Annotated in this window: 14 protein-coding genes; 4 read left to right on the top strand and 10 right to left on the bottom strand. The window is 67.7% G+C overall.

Annotated features, from left to right (window positions below; translation table 11 throughout):
- Positions 1 to 80: 80 nt before the first annotated feature.
- A complete protein-coding gene (locus tag OIM94_RS12355; protein WP_264607019.1) occupies positions 81 to 959 on the top strand; it encodes a PEP-CTERM sorting domain-containing protein in 879 nt (292 codons plus the stop codon).
- On the opposite strand, the gene OIM94_RS12360 is transcribed toward OIM94_RS12355, so the two are convergent.
- The 5 genes from OIM94_RS12360 to OIM94_RS12380 form a co-directional block, all read right to left on the bottom strand.
- Positions 935 to 3,682: a glycosyl hydrolase 115 family protein gene (locus tag OIM94_RS12360; protein WP_264607020.1), complete on the bottom strand. Its 2,748-nt coding sequence runs from the start codon at positions 3,680 to 3,682 to the stop codon at positions 935 to 937. The two genes, OIM94_RS12355 and OIM94_RS12360, sit on opposite strands and share 25 nt — an antisense overlap.
- Before the next feature lie 86 nt (positions 3,683 to 3,768).
- Complete coding sequence (gene holA / locus OIM94_RS12365) at positions 3,769 to 4,791, bottom strand: DNA polymerase III subunit delta (RefSeq protein WP_264607021.1); 1,023 nt, start codon at positions 4,789 to 4,791, stop codon at positions 3,769 to 3,771.
- Complete coding sequence (lptE, locus tag OIM94_RS12370) at positions 4,788 to 5,291, bottom strand: LPS assembly lipoprotein LptE (protein WP_264607022.1); 504 nt, start codon at positions 5,289 to 5,291, stop codon at positions 4,788 to 4,790. Before lptE ends, holA begins: the two co-directional genes overlap by 4 nt.
- Positions 5,288 to 7,819, bottom strand: a complete 2,532-nt coding sequence (leuS, locus tag OIM94_RS12375) for a leucine--tRNA ligase (RefSeq protein ID WP_264607023.1) — start codon at positions 7,817 to 7,819, stop codon at positions 5,288 to 5,290. The genes lptE and leuS overlap by 4 nt, the downstream gene beginning before the upstream one ends.
- A 13-nt stretch (positions 7,820 to 7,832) precedes the next feature.
- Positions 7,833 to 8,270 (bottom strand): DUF3576 domain-containing protein, encoded by a 438-nt coding sequence (locus tag OIM94_RS12380; RefSeq protein ID WP_264607024.1) that lies wholly within the window; start codon positions 8,268 to 8,270, stop codon positions 7,833 to 7,835.
- A gap of 207 nt (positions 8,271 to 8,477) precedes the next feature.
- On the opposite strand from OIM94_RS12380, the gene OIM94_RS12385 reads away from it, so the two are divergent.
- Entirely contained in the window at positions 8,478 to 9,209 is a 732-nt protein-coding gene (locus tag OIM94_RS12385; RefSeq protein ID WP_264607025.1) for a hypothetical protein, read from the top strand.
- Position 9,210: 1 nt separating this feature from the next.
- Here the strand turns inward: OIM94_RS12385 and OIM94_RS12390 are convergent, their stop codons facing one another.
- Positions 9,211 to 9,756: a thiamine phosphate synthase gene (locus tag OIM94_RS12390; protein ID WP_264607026.1), complete on the bottom strand. Its 546-nt coding sequence runs from the start codon at positions 9,754 to 9,756 to the stop codon at positions 9,211 to 9,213.
- On the opposite strand from OIM94_RS12390, the gene OIM94_RS12395 reads away from it, so the two are divergent.
- Complete coding sequence (locus OIM94_RS12395; RefSeq protein WP_264607027.1) at positions 9,755 to 10,423, top strand: YggS family pyridoxal phosphate-dependent enzyme; 669 nt, start codon at positions 9,755 to 9,757, stop codon at positions 10,421 to 10,423. The two genes, OIM94_RS12390 and OIM94_RS12395, sit on opposite strands and share 2 nt — an antisense overlap.
- Positions 10,420 to 11,118, top strand: a complete 699-nt coding sequence (locus OIM94_RS12400; protein ID WP_264607028.1) for an HAD family hydrolase — start codon at positions 10,420 to 10,422, stop codon at positions 11,116 to 11,118. The genes OIM94_RS12395 and OIM94_RS12400 overlap by 4 nt, the downstream gene beginning before the upstream one ends.
- Positions 11,119 to 11,151: 33 nt before the next feature.
- On the opposite strand, the gene ribA is transcribed toward OIM94_RS12400, so the two are convergent.
- From ribA to OIM94_RS12420, 4 genes are all read right to left on the bottom strand, one after another.
- A complete protein-coding gene (ribA, locus tag OIM94_RS12405; protein ID WP_264607029.1) occupies positions 11,152 to 12,207 on the bottom strand; it encodes a GTP cyclohydrolase II in 1,056 nt (351 codons plus the stop codon).
- Positions 12,207 to 12,989, bottom strand: coding sequence for an exodeoxyribonuclease III (locus tag OIM94_RS12410; protein WP_264607030.1), 783 nt, complete (start codon positions 12,987 to 12,989; stop codon positions 12,207 to 12,209). The genes ribA and OIM94_RS12410 overlap by 1 nt, the downstream gene beginning before the upstream one ends.
- Positions 12,990 to 13,228: 239 nt before the next feature.
- Complete coding sequence (locus OIM94_RS12415) at positions 13,229 to 13,834, bottom strand: LolA family protein (protein ID WP_264607031.1); 606 nt, start codon at positions 13,832 to 13,834, stop codon at positions 13,229 to 13,231.
- Between the two features lie 86 nt (positions 13,835 to 13,920).
- A complete protein-coding gene (locus tag OIM94_RS12420; RefSeq protein ID WP_264607032.1) occupies positions 13,921 to 16,305 on the bottom strand; it encodes a DNA translocase FtsK in 2,385 nt (794 codons plus the stop codon).
- Between the last annotated feature and the right edge of the window lie 23 nt (positions 16,306 to 16,328).

Genomic DNA, 16,328 nt, shown 5'->3' on the forward strand with positions numbered 1-16,328 from the left:
TGCCATACGAACGAATAGGGAACGGGAATTCCTGCGCAAGTCATTGTGAATCGGTGGACTCGGCGGCTAGAAGGCGGGGCATGCCGATCCTCGTTCGCTTCGCTGCCCTGCTTCTCGTCTGCTTCGCCTGGACCGTACCCGCAGCGGCGAAGACGGTGCTGTTCATCGGAAACAGCTTCACCTTCGGTGCCAATTCGCCGGTGATGCGCTATCGGCCCGATCGGGTAAGCGACCTCAATCGCGAGGGGATCGGCGGCGTGCCGGCGCTGTTCAAGACGTTCGCGATCCAATCCGGCCTCGACTGGCAGGTCAGCCTGGAGACCTCGCCGGGCAAGGACCTCGCATGGCACTTGGCCAATCGCCGCGCGCTGATCGACCGGCGGTGGGACGTGGTGGTGCTGCAGGGCTTCAGCACGCTGGATGCGGAGCGACCGGGCGATCCGGTACGACATCTCGCCGCGGCGCGCGCGATCGCCGCGCTGGTGCATGCCCGCAACCCGGCCGCGCAGGTCAGCCTCGTCGCGACCTGGTCCCGCGCCGACCAGACCTATCGGCCGTCCGGCCACTGGTTCGGCCTGCCGATCGCCCGGATGGCGGAGGATCTGCTCGCCGCGAACCGGCTGGGCCTCGCGCCCGGCTACGGCATCCATAGCGTGCTTCCGGTCGGCACCGCCTGGAACCGCGCGATCCGCGACGGCTATGCCGATCCCAATCCCTATGACGGCGTCGCGTTCGGGCAGGTGAACCTCTGGACGTGGGACCAGTATCACGCCAGCGCGGAAGGCTATTATCTGGAGGCGCTGGTCGAATTCGGCGCGATCACCGGCCGCGACCCGCGCAGCCTGGGGTCTCGCGAGCGCGCCGCCGAGGATCTCGGGATCAACCCCGAGGTCGCCCGGCGGCTGCGTGACGTGGCCGCCGCCGAGCTGGCGGCTCAGCGGGTCGGTGGCGCGCCGTAATAGTCGGGGGCGCCGTCGAGGCGCACGTCGATCCGGTCGAGCAGGAACCCCGGGTCCATCGCGAAGATCTCGATCTTGTGGGCGCCGGCCGCCATCAAGCCTAGCTTGAGCGTGCGAACGGCAGCGTTGGAGAGGACATTCGCCTTCCACTCGTCGCTGCGGCCATGGGTCTCATAGTCGAGCACGGTGACCGCGCCGCCATCCACCCGCAAACCGATGCGCAGCTTGTTCGCCGAGGTGAGGGCGTGGACCGGCAGGGCGACGATCTTCAGCTCGGCATCTCCCTTGTTGCCCAGAACGAAGGGCAGGGCGAGTGGGGCGGCGGTGTCGGCGCGGTCGCTGGAGGGCAGGTCGAGCTTGCTGCGCAATACTGCGCCGCGCGAGCCGAGTTCGTTGATGCGCTCCCAAGGCGTGCCGGCCAGCTTCAGGTCCGCTGGCGTGAGCGAAATGATGTGGTTCACCTCGGGCGTCGCGTCGCCGGCGGGGAAGGGCTGGAGCACCGGCTCGAGATAGACCATCGCGCCGTTGCAGCGGATCTTGCCCGCCGCGACCGGGCCCTTGCCGTCATACTTCACCGCGACCCGCATCTCGTAGCCGTTGCTCGCATCGAGCCGGCCGGCGCGGGCGGAGAGTTCGACGCCTTCCAGCCCTTCGACCTTCCAGTCGCTCACCGCGCCCTTGCCGTAGACGGTCATGGTCCGCGTCTCCGGCTTGCCGGGCGCGAAGGCGAGCGCGCGGGCATCGGCGCCGCAGGGGGCGACGGGCGCGAGGTCTATCCTGGGGTAGGGGGGCTCGGCGAACACCGCGAGCTGGCGCGGTGCCATGTCCATGATGCCGCGCCACTTGCCGCCATTCTGGGCATTGTAGGCGGCGGTGTCGGCGACAATCGTCTGGTGGGCGGCGCGGGCTTGCTCCGCGAGCGCATTGGCGCTGGCGCGACCCTGGCGGGCGTAGAGCGCGGCGAGATCGAGCTTGAGGTTGCGCTCGTTGAGCTTGGCCGCACCGCGCACCGGATAGAGCACCAGCTGGAAGAAGGCGTCGCGGCGATCGGCGGGCATGGTCGCGCCCAGCGCCTCGGCCTTGTTAAGCAGCGCCTGATAGCGGGCGATCCGCGCCTGGGCCTCGTCGCCGCCGGTACGGACATAATCGCCGATGCGGACCGGGGTTTCGGGCTCGACGGTGCTGAAGCCCATGAATTCCGGCTTCCGCTCCCAGGCGAGGTCGTAATAGTCCATCAGCACGTCGGCGACGGCCGGGCCACCGGCGCCGAACTGGTCCTTGGCCCATTCGGCAAGCTGTGCACGCACGGGCTTGTTCAGCAGCTTCGCGTCGAAGGCGATGTCGAGGAAATAGCTGGCCAGCACCTCGCCCGGCTTGATGTCGCCGACATTGACCACCCACAGCTTGCGCGTGCCGGTCGCCCAGGCGCGGTCGAGCTGTTCGCGGATCAGCCCGGGATGGGTCGTCGCCAGCCACAGATAGTCGTGCGGCCGGCCCCAATAGCTGATGTGGTAATAGAGGCCGGAGCCGCCCTTGCGCGCACGCTCCGCGGCGGTGGGCAACTGCCCGAGATAGCCGTAATTGTCCTCGGGCCAGACGAGCGTCACGTCCTCGGGCACCTTGAGGCCGCTGCGATAGACGTCGAGCACTTCCTTGTAGAGCGTCAGTACCTGCGGGATCTGATCGGCCGGCTTGCCCTGCGCGGTGGCGAGCAGCCCGCGCTGCAGGTCGATCGCCTGGGTGGTGGCGGCGAGCGCCTGTTCCGGGCTCTTCGCGCCCTCCAGCGCCGAGTCATGCTTGCCGCGCAGGCCGATCGAATAGACGTTCTCGAAGCCCTTCACCGCGTCCACCCGGCGGTGCCAATAGTCGACCATGCGGTCGCGATTGGTGAAGAAGTTGAATGGGCCTTGCGTGTTCTCGTCCCACTCGCGGACGTTGTTGCGCATCATCGGCTCGGCATGCGAGGTACCGACGACGATCCCATAGGCTTTCGCCATCTCGGGATTGCCGGGGATCTGGTAGAAGGGCTTGGTGCTTTCGTGCATCGCCGGCCAGATCAGATTGGCCTTGAGCCGCCACATCAGCTCAAACACGCGGGCGTAGGTCTTGGGGCCGATATCGCCGGTCTCGGGCTCATAGGTCTTGGCCGCCCAGGGCTGGAGACCCCAATCCTCGTCGTTGAGGAAGATGCCGCGATACTGGACCGAGGGCGCGTCGGAGAGCAGGTGGCGGCCGTCGACCACCAGCCGGTCCGCATGGCGCGGCGTCACGTCCGCCCACCATTCCCAGGCCGAGATGCCGATCGCGCGGCTGAGATCCACGGTGCCCCAGATCGCGCCGCGTTGGTCCGAACCGGCGATCAGCAAGTAGGACCGGCCGGGGTGCTGCTTCGAGGGGGCGAGGACGCGGATATAGCGTTCCCACTGGCCGTCGAGCGCGGCGAGATCGACCTTCGCATCGGCCGCCACGGCGCTGACCACGGCGGAGTCCTTCTGGCCGATGACGACGCAGAGCTTGGCGCAGGCGGCGAGGTCGCTCGCTACCAGCGGCGTCTTGCCGGCACGCTTGCCGATGTCTCGGGCGAGCAGCTCGCCGGAGAGCTTGGCCGACGTTGCGTCGTCATGGACGATAGTCGCGGTTGTGCGGCCGTCGAACAGCACCGCCTGCTGCGCGTGTGCGGTGATAGGGAGAACGAGCAGGGCGGGCAGGGCGAGATGACGCATGCCGCGCTTGAAGCATGCCGAGGAGCGGAAGGGAATCCCTTCGAGCGAACGTTCCCCTCCCGCTTGCGGGAGGGGAGCACGTGTTGTCAGCCCTTCGCTCGTGCCGCTGCCCGGGCGATCGCCACGCATTCCACCTCGGCGAGCAACTCCCCCGCGCTGCCGCTGCTCATCATCGCCCGCTCGGCCGTCCGCACCCGCTCGATCGCCCGCGCGATCTGCGGCGCGGACCAGCGGCGCAGCGCACGCCCCGTCGCCGGGCGTTCCTTGAAGAACACGCGGTGGCGCTCCATCGCGTCGTCGACGCTGGCGCCCTGGTCCATCTCGGCGCGCAATTCCGCCAGCGTCATCAGGCGGCGTACCAGCTGGCGCATCAAGGGAATCGCCGAGCCGCCGCCTTCGCCGACCTTGGCCAGCTCCTCACCAACCTCCGTCACGCGTCCGTCGAGCACCGCCTCGATCGCGCCGAACAGCTCGCCCTCGCCGAGGTCCGCGCCGATCGCGTCGAGCGCAGCGCCATCGGCATCGCGCGGATGTTCGGGATCGGCGTCGAGGAACAGCGCGAGCTTCTCGATCTCGCGGGTCAGCACCGCGCGGTCGCCGGCCGAGGCCAGTGCCAGCCGGTGCGGCACGTCGCCGGTGAGGCGCAGGCCATGCTCCCGCGCGATGGTGCCGGCCAGCTGCGCCGCACCTGCGCCTTCGGGGACGTAGCAGGCGAAGGCCATCGCGGTCGGCGCGGCAATCGCGGCCTTCACCAGCTTGCCACTGGTCTTGAGGTTCGGCCCGATCGCGACCACCGGGTTGCCCGCGCGCTCCGCGCCGAGCAGCAGCGCGATCGCCTCGGCCGCGCCTTCCTCGATGCCCTGCACCCGAATGTAGCGCGCGCCGCCGAACAGCGACAGCGACGCTGCCTCGTCGGCGAGAAGCCCGGGCTGATCGCGCAGCATCTTCATGTCGATGTCGATGCGCTCCACGTCCGGCCCCAGCGCCCTGCCGAGCCGCTGGGCGAGATCGGCGGCGCCCGCTTCGTCGGGGCCGTGGAGCAAATAGAGCCGGGTATCGGGCCTGGGCGAGTCTACCGCCGCGCGGATCTGGCCCGCATTGGCCTTCACTTGGGCCGCGCGCCGCCTTCGCGCACCGTCCGCGCCAGCCGCGCGACGATCTGGTCGGCGACGATGCCCGAGAGCCGCTCCAGCGCCGACTTCTCAGCGGCGATCGTGGCGTATTCGGAGCCGACCACGTCAATGCCTGCATCCGACCCGGCGGTGGCGTCCAGCACGACCTGGCCGTTTCGCAAATCGATCAGCTGGTAGCGCGCGCGCAGCGTCCGCCGCTCGCGCGAGACCGAGTCGTCGCGCCGTACGCCCAGGCCGATGATCTGGTCGTCGAGCTTCACTTCGAGCCGGTACGTCGCCGCGCCGCCATTGTTCGCCAGCCGGTCCTTGAGCGCGTTCGAGACCAGCCAGCCCGACTGGCCCTGGATCGGCGCGACTTCGACCGCCGACAGCGTCGTCGCGACCGCGCCGCCGCTGCCCCCCTGGTACATCGGATGCAGCCCGCACGCGGAGAGCGCGAAGGCGAGGGGGGCGAGCAGGGCGACGGTCTTGTTCATGCGACGATGTTCACCAATCGATCGGGCACCACGATGATCTTGCGCGGTGCGTTGCCTTCAAGCAGCCGAACGATCTTGTCCGACGCAAGTGCCGCGGCCTCGACCACGTCCTTCGCCGCGCCCTTCGGCATCACCAGCGTGTCGCGCAGCTTGCCGTTGACCTGCACCGCGATCGTCACTTCGTCGTCGATCAGCAGCGCCGGATCGACCGCCGGCCATTCCGCATCGGCGATCATGCCGGTTTCGCCCATCGCCGCCCAGGCCTCTTCGGCAATGTGCGGCACCATCGGCGCCACGACGCGGACCAGCGCGCGGATCGCCGCAGTGCGCGAGGCGGAGGGCTTGGCCTTCTCGATCGCCGCGGTCAGCTCGTAGAGCTTGGCGACGGCCTTGTTGAAGGTCAGTGCCTCGATGTCCTCGGCGACGCCGGCGATGGTGCGGTGGAGCTTGCGGTCGAGGTCCTTGTCCTCGCCTTCGGCCGCCTCCAGCCCGTCGAACAGGCGCCATAGCCGGTTGACGAAGCGCCACGCGCCTTCGATGCCGCTCTCGCTCCATTCCAGGTCGCGCTCGGGCGGGCTGTCGGAAAGCACGAACCAGCGGGTCGCATCGGCGCCATACTGGTCGACGATCTCGGTCGGGTCGACGGTGTTCTTCTTCGACTTCGACATCTTCTCGACGCGGCCGACGGTAACCTCGGCGCCGGTATCGGTCAGATAGGCCGATCCGTCCGCGCGAAACGAGACCTGGGTGGGCTCGAAATACACCTTCCGCTCCAGCCCCTCATGCTCTTCGAGCTGATAATAGCTGGCGTGGGTGACCATCCCCTGCGTGAACAGCCCGGCGAACGGCTCGGCCACGTCGATGCGGCCGATATGCCGCAGCGCCCGGGTGAAGAAGCGCGCATAGAGCAGGTGCAGGATCGCATGCTCGACGCCGCCGATATACTGGCCGACCGGCAGCCACTGCTCGGCCACTGCCTTGTCGAACGGCTTGTCCGAAGGCTGGCTGGCGAAGCGGAGGAAATACCAGCTCGAATCGACGAAGGTGTCGAGCGTGTCCGTCTCGCGCCGCGCGGGCTTGCCGCACTTGGGGCAATCGACATGCTTCCACGTCGCGTGGCGGTCCAGCGGGTTGCCGGGCACGTCGAACGACACGTCCTCGGGCAGCGAGACCGGCAGCTGGTCCTTCGGCACGCCGACGGGCCCGCAATCCTCGCAATGGATGATCGGGATCGGGGTGCCCCAATAGCGCTGGCGGCTGACGCCCCAGTCGCGCAGGCGCCACACGGTGCTGCCGGTGCCCCAGCCGCCTTCTTCGGCGCGACGGATCACTTCGCGCTTGGCATCGACCACGTCGAGGCCGTCGAGGAAGTGCGAGTTCACCAGCGTGCCGGGGCCGGTGTAGGCCTCGGTGCCGTCGAACTTGGGATCGGTCTTGTCGCCTTCGGAGACGACGCGGCGGATCGGCAGGTCGTATTTGGTCGCGAATTCGAAGTCGCGCTGGTCATGCGCCGGCACGCCGAACACGGCGCCGGTGCCGTAATCCATCAGCACGAAGTTCGCGATATAGACCGGCACCTGCCAGCTCGCGTCGAACGGATGCTGCGCGGTGAGCCCGGTGTTCCAGCCGAGCTTTTCCTGCGTCTCCAGCTCGGCCGCGGTGGTGCCGCCCTGCTTGCAGCGCTCGATGAACGCCTGGACTTCGGGGTTGCCGGCGGCGAGCGCTTGCGCGATCGGATGGTCCGCCGCGATCGCGACGAAGCTCGCGCCGAAGATGGTGTCCGGCCGCGTGGTGTAGACGGTCAGGCCCTCGCCGGTGGATAGCGACCAGGTGAACTGCAGGCCTTCCGACTTGCCGATCCAGTTTTCCTGCATCAGCTTCACCTTGTCCGGCCAATGCTCGAGGCTCTTCAGCCCTTCGAGCAGGTCGTCGGCGAAATCGGTGATCTTGAGGAACCACTGGTTGAGCTTGCGCCGCTCGACCAGCGCGCCCGAGCGCCAGCCGCGCCCGTCGATCACCTGCTCGTTGGCGAGCACGGTCATGTCGACCGGGTCCCAGTTGACCGCGCTTTCCTTGCGGTAGACGAGACCTGCTTCGTACAGGTCGAGGAACAGCGCCTGTTCCTGGCCGTAATAGTCGGGCTCGCAGGTCGCGATCTCGCGCGTCCAGTCCAGTGCGAAGCCCAGACGCTTGAGCTGCGCCTTCATCGTCGCGATGTTCTGGCGGGTCCAGGCGCCCGGATGGACCTTCTTCTCCATCGCGGCATTTTCGGCGGGCATGCCGAAGGCGTCCCAGCCCATCGGATGGAGCACTTCCATGCCCTTCATTCGGCGGAAGCGTGCCAGCACGTCCCCCATCGTGTAGTTGCGCACATGGCCCATATGGATGCGCCCCGAGGGATAGGGGAACATCTCGAGCACATAGGACTTCGGCTTGGGCGAATCGTCGCGGGCGGCGAAGGTGCGGTTTTCCTCCCACGCCTTCTGCCACGCCGCGTCCGCCTTCAAGGGATTGAAGCGAGACGCCATATTTTGATTCCGGTTACTTGGTGGCGACGGCCGCGCGGCGCAGGTCGCGGGCACGGGTCAGGATGATGTCTTCCAGCTTCTGGACGGTGGCGGCCTGTACGGGTGCCGAGACCCAGGCGCCGCTGCGGTTTACTTCGCGCAGCGCCGCGACGCGCAGCGCATCGGCGCGCAGATCCTGGTCGAGCACGGTCACCGTCACCTTCATCCGCTCGGTGGGCACGTTGGGATTCACATACCAGTCGGTCACGATCACGCCGCCGTTCGAATCGGTCTGGAGCAGCGGCATGAAGCTCAGCGTGTCCAGCGTGGCGCGCCACAGATAGGCGTTCACGCCGATCGTCGTCACCTTCGACGCCGCCAGATCCGCATCGACGCCCTTCTTCGAATGGCTGCAGGCGGCGGCGGAAACAGCGAGCGACCCCAGGATCGCAAAGCGCAACAGGCGGTTCATGGACGTCGTACTTCCTAGCGGGCAAGGGATGAGTGCTCGCATCTATAGGGCGGGATGTGGCGGGAGCAAGGCGCGAGACGCTGGTCCCTGATTGGTTGCGGCTGGTACGATTCTGTGGGTTGCGTGCAACACTCCGGGAAAATTGCTCCCACCGGTGGAACGTCGCTTTGATTCCATGGTAGGGGCCACCATTAGAGAGGTATGCAAATGCGCTTGGTACGTTGGATGTCGGGACTTGGGCTGGGGGCGCTGTGCGCCGCCGGGCTCCTCGTCGCGCCCACGCTCCAGGCTCAGGAACGAGACCGCGCACTGAAGGCGGCCGTTCATTCTGCACCGATGACGCTGCACGCGGCGGGCGGCTTCACGCCGGCTGCTGCCGATCCAAAGCTTGCCGCCGTGCTGGCGCGCAGCGGGATGAACGGTGCGGGCTTCCGCTTCACGCCCGCCGAATCGCGGATTGGATCGAATCGCGGCGTCACCATCGCGGTGCGCGCGGCTTCGAACCGAGCGGTGGAAACCGCGAGCCGCGTGGCTACGGCCAAGCCGGCGTCGGTCAGCCTGGCACCGATCGCCTACAATCTGGGCGTCGCGGTGGGCTGGCGTCGATTCGCCGTCTCGGGTGACGTGAGCCATATCGACATGGCGGGCATCCAGCCGGGCAGCCGCGATCGTTCCGAAGTCGCGGTCAGCTATGCCGGCAAGCGCGTGAGCGGCCGTATCGCCGCGAGCGAGGACAAGCCGCTGGCCGGTACCCCGGTGCTGATCGGCGACAAGCCGAGCTACTCGCTGGATATCGGCGGCTCCTATGCCATCTCGCGTCGTCTCGATGTGACGGCGGGCGTCCGGTACAAGAGCGAGCGGGATCGCCTGATCCAGTTCAACGAAGACGCGCGCCGCGACAGCCAGTCCATCTATATCGGCACGGCCTTCCGCTTCTGAGCTAGCGGGCCCAGGCGTCGATTGCCGCCCAGCCATGAATTCCCATCCCGTGCAGGCGCCGCGCATTATGCGCGTTCATGCCGCCGAGGGCGATCACCGGTACGCCAAGGCCGCGGACGAAGAGGCCGAATCGCACCGGCCCCAGCACCGGCGCCCCGGGATGCGAGCGGGTGGGGAAGACCGGCGAAACCAGCAGCGCGTCGGCGCCCGCCCGAATCGCTGCCGCCGCCTCGCGCCGCGAATGTACGGGCCAGGTCGTAAGTCCGCGGCCGCGCTGGCCGTGCGTGCCTTGCTCGCCGCGCATCGGCTCGGCTCCCGCGCGCAGTAGCACCAGGCCGCGTCGCCGTGCGACCTGGACGATGCGTGCGAACAGAGCCCGGCGCGCAGGCAAGGGCAGCTGGTAATGGCGGAAGATCACGCCACTGCCGCGCGGCAGCCGGTCCAGTGCCTCCCATAGGCGATCGCCGAGCCGGGGGTCGGTCATCAGCCACTGGCGCGGGATTGGGGGGTGGCGGGTCGGCATCGCGATGCCTATAGCCCGCCTCATGCTTCAAGACGATGCCAGCCAGCGGCTCGCCGCGGTGCAGACCGCAATCGCCCGCGCCGCCAAGATTGCCGGCCGCAAGCCCGCCGACATCACCCTGATCGCGGTTTCCAAGACGCACGACGCCGCGACGATCCAGCCGCTGATCGATGCAGGCCAGCGCGTGTTCGGGGAAAACCGCGTGCAGGAAGCGCAGGGTAAGTGGCCGCAGTTGCGCGAGACAACTTCCGATATCGCGCTGCATCTGGTCGGACAGCTTCAGTCGAACAAGGCGGACGAGGCCGTGGCGTTGTTCGACGCCATCCACGGCGTGGACCGCCCCTCGCTGGTGGCGGCGCTCGCCAAGGCGATGGACAAGGCAGATCGTCGCCCTGCCTGCTTCCTCCAGGTCAATATCGGTGACGAGCCCCAAAAGGGCGGCTGCCCAGTCGCGGAACTGCCCGCGCTGCTTGCCGAAGCGAGGGCTGCCAGCCTGCCCGTCGCGGGCCTGATGTGCGTACCCCCCGCCGATCTGGAGGCTGCCCCCTATTTCGCGCTGCTCGCCAAGCTGGCGCGCGACTATGGGCTGGAGGGGCTGAGCATGGGCATGTCGAGCGACTACGAGACTGCGGTGACGCTCGGGGCCACTCATATCCGCGTCGGTACGGCGCTGTTCGGAGAACGGGCGTGAACGATCTTTCCTCGGCGCCGAAGACGCTCCCGGTGCGCTTCGACGGCATCATCTTCGATTTCGACGGGGTGCTGCTTGAGAGCGAATATGCCGGCAACAAGCATGTCGCCGACTATCTGACGAGCATCGGCCACCCGACGACCCCCGAACATTCGATGGCGCATTTCATGGGACTGGCGGGACATGACTTTCTTGCCGCCGTCGAACGCTGGATCGGCCGTCCTGTGCCGGAGGATTTCCATGCCGCCCGCGCCGACGAAGACGCGCGGGTGCTGGAACAGGGGCTGCCCGCGGTTGCCGGGGCGCTGCGCTTTCTCGAAAGCCTGCCGGCGGATCTGCCTAAGGCGATCGCCTCGTCCAGCCCGACGCATTGGCTCGACACCCACCTTCGCCATCTGGGGGTGCGCGACCTGTTCGGCGACAAACTGTTCAGCGGCCGGGAACATGTCGCCAACGGCAAGCCCGCGCCCGACCTTTATTTCCACGCGGCTGCCGCGATCGGGGTGCCGATCGAACGGTGCGTGATCCTCGAGGATTCGCCGGTCGGCGTGCAAGGCGCGGTGGCGTCCGGTGCGACGGTGATCGGTCTGTGCGCCGGCGCCCATTGTGCAGCGGATCATGGCGAGCGGCTCCGGGCGCTCGGCGTCCAGCACATCGCACACGACTTTGACGACGTCGCCCGGTTGATTGCCTAACCCTGCTCCTGCGAAAGCCCGAGCACGGGAGGGTCAGAACTCGTGCCCGGTGCGATCCCGTTTGGTAGCCAGGTATCGCGCGTTGTGGGGGTTGGCCGGCAGCACGTGCGGAACCCGCTCCAGCACGTCGACGCCGGCAGCCCGCAGTGTTTCGACCTTTTGCGGGTTGTTGGTGAGCAGCCGGATGCGCGGCTGCCCGAGCAGCGCCAGCATCCGCGCCGCGACGCGGAAATTACGCGCGTCGATTGCGAAGCCCAGCCGCGTGTTCGCATCCACCGTATCGAAGCCCTGGTCTTGCAGCGCATAGGCACGCAGCTTGTTGATCAGGCCGATGCCGCGGCCTTCCTGGCGCAGATAGAGCAGGATACCCCAGCCGCTCCTGGAAATCTCGGCAATCGCTGCCTTTAATTGCGGGCCGCAATCGCACTTCAGGCTGCCGAGCATGTCGCCGGTCAGGCATTCGCTGTGCAGCCGCACCAGCGGCGCCTCGCCGTTCGGTTGGCCGATCAGCAGCGCGATATGCTCGCCCGGCATCTCGTCGGTGCGGAATGCGACGATCTCGGAATCCTCGGCCGCTTCCACCGGCAGCCGCGCGCGGCCGACGATGCGCAGGCGATCGGCATCCTCGTGTGCGTCGATATCGGCAAGGGTGATTGCGTCCTCGGCATAGCCTTCGAGCACGAAGAAGGCCGGCAGCAGCCCGGCGATCCGCGCCAGCCGCAGCGCCGCCGCGGCCGCATCGGCATGCATCACCGGAATCGCGCGGAAAGGACCCTTGAGCGGGGTGGCGAGGTCGAACTGCGGGTCGGCCAGCGCGGTCGCTGCGTCGAAGTCCAGCCAGTCCACCCGCTCGACCAGCACCGGTGCATCGGGCGTTGCCGCATCGCGCTGGTTGGCGAGCTTTAGCGTCGCGGCGCGGCCCGCCGAGAGCAGCACCGGCGCGGCCCCGGCAGGATCGAACGCCGCCAGCCGCTCGCCGTCGCCGGTCTCGATCGCGAGCAGCCGGAGGGTACCCTCTGCGCCACGAATGGCGATCGGCCAGCCGCGACGCAGCGCGTCCACGGCTTCGGCGGCAGCACGCGCGTCCATCAGAAGTCGAACTCCGTTACGATCGGTACATGGTCCGAAGGCTTGAGCCAGGCGCGGCACGGCTCGCACACCTTGTGGGCCGTCGCCTTGGCCGCAACCTCGGGGCTGGCCCACATATGGTCGAGCCGCCGCCCGCGATCGGAGGCGGCCCAGTCCTTGGCGCGGTAGCTCCACCAGGTGTAGCAGCGCGCTGGCGCAGGGATGAACTTGCGGCCCAGATCGACCCAGCCATGCGCCGCCTTCAGTCGGCCCAGCGCTTCCACTTCGATCGGGGTATGGCTAACGACGTCGAGCAGCTGCTTATGGCTCCACACGTCCGCTTCGAGGGGGGCGATGTTGAAGTCGCCGGTGAGGATGGTCGGCACGTCGAGCGCTTGTGACCATTCGGTCATCCGCTGGACGAAATCGAGCTTCTGGCCGAACTTGGGGTTCACCTCGCGATCGGGCACGTCGCCGCCGGCGGGAACATAGACATTCTCGAGCCGCACGCCGTTGGGCAGCCGCACGCCGACATGCCGCGCTTCCTGATTCGCCTGCCAGTCCAGCCGATCGTCCTCGGTCACCGGCACGCGGGAGAGGATCGCGACGCCGTGATGCATCCGCTGCCCGTGCTTGATGACATGGGTGTAGCCGAGCTCGCGGAACGGCCCCTCGGGGAAATCGCCGTCGATCACCTTGGTCTCCTGGAGACACAGGATGTCAGGGGCCTCCTCACGCAGGAACTGCTCGACGATGGGCAGGCGGAAGCGGACGGAGTTGATGTTCCAGGAGGCGATCTTCACGCGCGCCGATGTAGCGATTCCGCGGCGAAGTACCAGTGTATCATCGGTGGCGCGCAGAAAAGGAAAGGCCCCCGCTCCGGGGGCAATGGAGCGAGGGCCGACCTAGCGTTCGTCACGCAGGCGGGAAGGGGATACAGGCCCGGGCAACAGGGGGAAAAATCCCGGGCAAAACCCCATCCGCCCTGTCTCTCTAGACGAGCGAACCTGTCGCTTGGATGAACGATTGCACAGGATCCGAATTAATGTGTCCGCCCCTGCGGGCGCGGATCGGTCCAGCGAAAGGCCGAATCGGCCACTGCACCGTTAAAGCGCTGGTTGGTAAGCCGGATCGTCGTCCGATTGCTCTGTGCATCGAGCGCGACCCAGCCCTGAAGCTTGAGGCCGCCGGGGGCGGCGGCGTCCTTCTGGAAGACCATCGTGATCCGGCCATATTCCGGCTTTTTGGGATCATGCACCTCGACCGAGATGACCCGCTGGTCTGCGGTGGGCTTCACCGTAGCATAGCTTTCCATCTTGGAGGGATCGAACAGCACGCGCAGCGGCGAGTTGCCGACCGGCCAGCGCTGTACCTGCCGCACCTGATAATCGATGAAATAGAGGCTGCTGCCGTCCGCCACGATCAGCTGGGGCACGCCCTTCTCATACTGGAAGCGGATCTTGCCGGGCTTCTTCAGCGTCATCGTGCCGGTCAGCACGCGGCCGTTTCGGTCTTCCTGGCTGAAGTCCGCGACCATGGTGGTGACCGCCTTCAGATGCGCCTGGACCTGCGCCAGTTCGGGCGCCGGCGCAGCGGCGACGAGCAGCGGGGCGGCAAGCGCCGACAGGGCGAAAGAACGGGAAAACACTGCATAGTCTCCGAATTGCTGGTCGCCCGGATAGCGGGCGGGGCTTGAACGGGCTGTGAACCCGTACCCCGCCCGATTCGATCCCGTTACAACGGGCGCCCTTCGGTATCCATCAGCACCTCGCGGCGGCCGACATGGTCGGGTTTGGAGACCAGATTCTCGCGCTCCATCCGCTCGATCAGACGGGCGGCGGAATTGTAGCCGACGCGCAGCTGGCGCTGCAGCCACGAGGTCGACGCCTTCTGGCTCTCGGCCACCAGCTGGACCGCGCGGCGATAGGTCTGCTCTTCGGGGCTGTCCTCGCCGTCGGGAGCGCCTTCCAGGGTGAAGCCGCCGTCCTCGGGCTCCTCGGTGACTGCGGAGATATAATCCGGCGCCCCCTGTGCGCGCCAGAAATCGGTGATCGCCTGGACCTCGTCGTCGCTGACGAACGGCCCGTGCACGCGGGTGATGCCCTTGCCGCCGGACATATAGAGCATGTCGCCCTTGCCCAGCAGCTGCTCGGCGCCCTGTTCGCCGAGGATGGTGCGCGAATCAATCTTCGAGGTGACGTGGAAGCTGATCCGGGTCGGCAGGTTGGCCTTGATCACGCCGGTGATGACGTCGACCGAGGGGCGCTGCGTCGCCATAATCAGGTGGATGCCCGCCGCGCGCGCCTTCTGGGCGAGGCGCTGGATGAGGAATTCGACTTCCTTGCCCGCGGTCATCATCAGGTCGGCCAGCTCGTCGACGATGACGACGATCAGCGGCAGCACCTGCAGGTCGAGCGTCTCTTCCTCGTAGATCGGCTTGCCGGTTTCCGGGTCATAGCCGACCTGCACCTTGCGGCCGAGCGTCTGGCCCTTGGCCTTCGCCGTGCGCACCTTGTCGTTGTAGCTGGCCAGGCTGCGAACGTTGACCGAGGCCATCATCCGGTAGCGATCCTCCATCTGCTCCACCGCCCATTTGAGCGCGCGCACTGCCTTTGGGGGCTCGGTCACCACATCGGCGAGCAGGTGGGGGATATCCTTGTACATGCTGAGTTCCAGCATCTTCGGATCGATCATGATCAGCCGGCACTGTTCGGGCGTGAGCCGGTAGAGCAGCGACAGGATCATGCAGTTGAGCCCGACCGACTTGCCCGAGCCGGTGGTGCCGGCGACGAGCAGATGCGGCATCGGCGCCAGGTCGGCGATCACCGGCTCGCCGGCGATGTTCTTGCCAAGCACCACCGGCAGGGTGGCGCCCTGTTCCTCGAACTGCTGGCTGCCGATCAGCTCATGCAGGCTCACGCCCTCCCGCGTGGTGTTGGGCAGCTCGATGCCCATCACGGTGCGGCCCGGGATGGTGGCAACACGCGCCGAGATCGCGCTCATGTTGCGGGCAATGTCGTCGGCGAGCTGGATCACGCGGCTGGCCTTGATGCCGCTCGCCGGCTCCAGCTCGTACATGGTGACGACCGGACCGGGGCGGACCTCGACGATCTCGCCCTTCACATGGAAGTCCTCGAGCACGCTTTCGAGCAGCCGGGCGTTGCGCTCCAGTGCGGCTTTGTCGACCGTCGAGGTGCAATTGGCAGGCGGCGGCGTCAGCAGATCGAGCGGGGGCAGCTGGTAGCTGTCCTTGAAGTCGAGCGCAGCCTGCACGGGCGGCTTGGTACGCGCAGGCGCGGTGGAGACGGTACGGTCGGCGATCACGGGGCCGGGGCGATTGTCCGGCACCACGACACGGCGCGGCTCGGCGGTGACGGGGGTGTCGCGGTCGAAGGGCAGGTCTTCCGCGTCCGCATCGTCGAACACCGGCGCCGGTTGCGATTTCGCGCGGAACCGGGCCCCGTCGGCCGTGGCGGTCACGATCCGCTCCTCGCCCGTGCTGCGGGTGAAGCGCGGCATGCGGAACAGGCGGGTAGGGGAGGTGAACTCGAGCCGCATCCACCATAGCCACAGGCCGCCGAGCAGCAGCAGCAGTCCGATGCCACGGCCGACCCAGAACGACACTGCGGGATCGCCCGCCAGTCCGATCAGCCAGTCGACCCCGCCTGCGATCGAGAGGCCGATCAGCCCGCCCATGCCGGCGGGGAGCCGCCAGTCGAGCGGCAGCGACCAGTCGAAATGGAGCAGCCCCAGACCAACCGCGGCCAGCGCGGCAGCAACGCTCGCGCTCCCGATCATCCGGCGCGGGCGCTCGATCGGGCGGTCGATCATCATCCGGTGCGCCGACAGCAGGCCTACAGGTGCGAGCAGCAGCACCGGCAGGCCGATCAGCGTGTAGAGGATGTCGGCGATCCAAGCGCCGACCGGGCCCAGCCAGTTGCGCACCGGTCCGCCCGCGGCGGTGTTCAGCGCTGGATCCGAGGCGTGGTAGCTCACCAGCGCCAGTACCAGCGCGACGGTAAGGACGAACAGCGCCGTGCCTGCCAGGACGAACCCGCCGCGGCGGACGCCCGCCTTCATCGTGTCGCGCCAGTGCGGCGCCTCTGCGCGGGACGCCATCGTCCAGCCTCCGGATCTGCAAG

It is taken from the genome of Sphingomonas sp. R1, from assembly GCF_025960285.1.
Lineage (GTDB): Bacteria > Pseudomonadota > Alphaproteobacteria > Sphingomonadales > Sphingomonadaceae > Sphingomonas.